Source organism: Psychrobacter sp. (genome assembly GCF_035469765.1).
Taxonomy (GTDB): domain Bacteria; phylum Pseudomonadota; class Gammaproteobacteria; order Pseudomonadales; family Moraxellaceae; genus Psychrobacter.
This window is the reverse complement of sequence record NZ_DATIRM010000014.1, coordinates 1-2,623: the sequence shown is the minus strand read 5'-3', so window position 1 is coordinate 2,623 and position 2,623 is coordinate 1. Positions and strand designations below refer to the sequence as shown.

Annotated in this window: 3 protein-coding genes and 1 pseudogene; 1 reads left to right on the top strand and 3 read right to left on the bottom strand. The window is 46.0% G+C overall.

Translation table 11 applies throughout. From position 1 onward, the window contains the following. The 3 genes and pseudogenes from VLN09_RS00325 to VLN09_RS00315 all read right to left on the bottom strand — a co-directional run. Positions 1–334, bottom strand: a pseudogene (locus VLN09_RS00325) (Fe(3+)-hydroxamate ABC transporter permease FhuB); the annotation flags it as partial. Beyond that, a complete protein-coding gene (locus VLN09_RS00320) occupies positions 331–1,338 on the bottom strand; it encodes an ABC transporter substrate-binding protein (protein ID WP_325242994.1) in 1,008 nt (335 codons plus the stop codon). The gene VLN09_RS00320 and the pseudogene VLN09_RS00325, both read right to left, overlap by 4 nt. Before the next feature lie 174 nt (positions 1,339–1,512). Further along, on the bottom strand, positions 1,513–2,277 hold the full coding sequence (locus tag VLN09_RS00315) for an ABC transporter ATP-binding protein (protein WP_325242991.1): 765 nt from the start codon (positions 2,275–2,277) through the stop codon (positions 1,513–1,515). A 149-nt stretch (positions 2,278–2,426) separates the two neighbouring features. On the opposite strand from VLN09_RS00315, the gene VLN09_RS00310 reads away from it, so the two are divergent. Next, positions 2,427–2,623: hypothetical protein (locus VLN09_RS00310; protein ID WP_325242988.1), on the top strand; the 197-nt coding region annotated here is incomplete at its 3' end.

Below are 2,623 nucleotides of genomic sequence, written 5' to 3'. Positions count from 1 at the left end.
TGTCTAACTGCGCGCTTGGGAGAAACAAATCCCCAATCGGCCGCGTCCACTCTTGATTGATCAGTGCCCAACTACTCCACACGGACAAGCTCACAAGGGTAATGAGCATTGCCCATAATCGCCATGACGTAGCAGCGAGGCGCGTACTGTGCAGTTGAGATGAGTTTGGTGGCGGGCTTGGTGTTTTTTGTTTTCGCGAACCGGAGTGCTTTGAGATATCGACCGATTGGGAAGAGGAAAGTGACGTCATAGGCTTGGCATTATTGGTCATGTTATTGGCAGGCGTGTGATGGGTTTGACTGGTATTAATGTTGGTATTGGTGTTAGCGGTCATGATGCGCTCCCGCCTTTTAATTCGACAGTGGATAAATTGTTTGCCAAGTCGACCAATGATGACATGCCGCCATAAATCCATACTGGCGGCATCTCGCCCACACAGCGGTTGTTGCCGTAGCTTAAGCGCTGCCAAACCAGACTGTCCTTAATCTCAGCTCGGGTTATTGGGCTTAAAGGGTCGATGATTAATAAGCAAACATCGTCATCCAACTGCGCCAAATCGCCCATTCGTATCGGCACAAAGCCGTAACTATTGCCTTTGCCCAGTACCACAAGCTCTTTTTTCATTTGGGTAAGCGCTGGTTGAAACAAACTGTTGGCGACATACATGCGCATATTATTGGCATCAGCAAACTGTACAACAGCGATTTTTTTTATGTTTGGATAACGCTGTTGGAGGCGCTCACTGGCAACCTCTATGTCTTTACGGCTTTTTACAATATAGTCTTCAGCCAATTTAGGCTCATCAATCAGCTTACCTAACTGCCGAGTCGGCTGGGTATAATCTGCCCAAGTCGCGGTATCACCTTTAGCGGCAAACATAATAGACTCGGCGGGCACGTCCCCATAAAGGTTTCGGGCATGTTCATAAAAAAAGTTATCGACGACCATATCGACGGGCAGCTGGGCTATCAGTTCAGCATTGGGCTGATAACGAATACCCAAATCAATCGTTGACGTTGGCAGTTTAGGCGTGCCTACCCATCTGTCCCAAACCCTGATATCACCTGTCGCAATCGGTGGATAGCCCATCGCTATCAACGTCGCCGCATTGCCCCAATCAGGAGAAACGATATTGATGTCCACGTTATTGGGACTGTCTACTTGAGTGGTTTGTTGCTCAGTCATTGGTTTATGGCAGGCAGTCAGTGCGGTGGCAAGCGCCAAAGTTGCTACAATAGGTCGCCGCTTTATCTTTACCCAAGTGGTGCCGATACGATCAGTTAGTAAAGGTTTTGCGACCCGTTTAGAGGCGATATATTGATACAAAACAGAAAACATAGCGGTCTATCTTTTTTAAGCGAGTAAAAGGAAATAAGCGAGTAAAAAATAAAAAGAGAAGTTAAACGTAGTCAAAGCCGTTTAAAATGGATACGGAGCAAGCGAGCGCAAATAGTACATCCAGTACATTAAGCGCAGTTAATACCGTCACCATTTACAAATGCTTTGACCATGTTAAGTAACGGCAACCGGTTGTCCTGTTATAGGATGCTGGAGCAACTGCATATCCACATTAAAGATGTCTCGCAGTATGTCAGGCTGCATGGTGCTTTTGATGTCGCCATTGTGGCAAACACGGCCGTTTTTTAGCGCAATGACTCGATCGGCATACTGCGCTGCCAGATTGATATCATGGATAATAATGACCACACTCAACCCTTGCTCATCGACCAAACGACGAATAAGCTGAATAACTTCTAGCTGATAGTGCATATCAAGTGCCGCTAATGGCTCATCGAGCAACAGATATCGGGTGTCCTGCGCCAGACACATGGCAAGCCAAACTCGGGCACGCTCGCCACCTGAGAGTGTGGCCGTGATACGGTCAGCGAATGCTTCTGTTTGAGTGATACTCATCGCTTCTGCTACTTTATCTCTGTCAATTTGGCTTGGTTTTTGGAGCCATTTCTGATGAGGATAGCGTCCCAGCATGACCAATTCACGCACTGTGAACCCAGCGGCGTCTGGTAATTGCTGCGGCAAATAAGCCATTTGCCTAGCCACTTCTTTGCTACTGTAGTCACCAATACGGCGCTCATCTAAATTGACGCTACCGCCATTACTCATCATTTCGCCTGCCAACGCTTTAATCAAAGTGGATTTGCCTGAACCGTTATGTCCCACCAAGGCCACCAATTCATTGGTATCCATCTCACAGTTCACATTGTCTAGTAAGGTGTTTCCTTGACGACTGACGGTCAGTTGATCTGCACGTAACATATAGGTACTCATCGTTAATTAAAGTCGTGGTATTTATATCAAAAAGCCAATAAAAACTGATTTTACTCGTAAACGAGAATAAAAACAATTATCATTAATGGCGATGCCGTTTTTCCCTCTTCCATTCACTGTTGTTCGTGAGTATATATATGACCCATTCGATCTCCTCTATTAAACACCATTCTCCTACTCAAGCAGACTCATATACTATCTTAACTTTCCCTGAACTTGCAGATGCCATGGCTCATATCAATGAAGAGCATGTCGATGAGCTGCATGGGTTTTTGTGCGCATTTGTTTCGATAAGCTCAGACGAGCTGGTGAACGCAAACGTAAAATTGACAAC

Excerpts from the sequence above, each read along its gene's own strand:
- VLN09_RS00320 (WP_325242994.1), bottom strand. The coding sequence starts at position 1,338 with ATGTTTTCTGTTTTGTATCAATATATCGCCTCTAAACGGGTCGCAAAA.
- VLN09_RS00315 (WP_325242991.1), bottom strand. The coding sequence starts at position 2,277 with ATGTTACGTGCAGATCAACTGACCGTCAGTCGTCAAGGAAACACCTTA.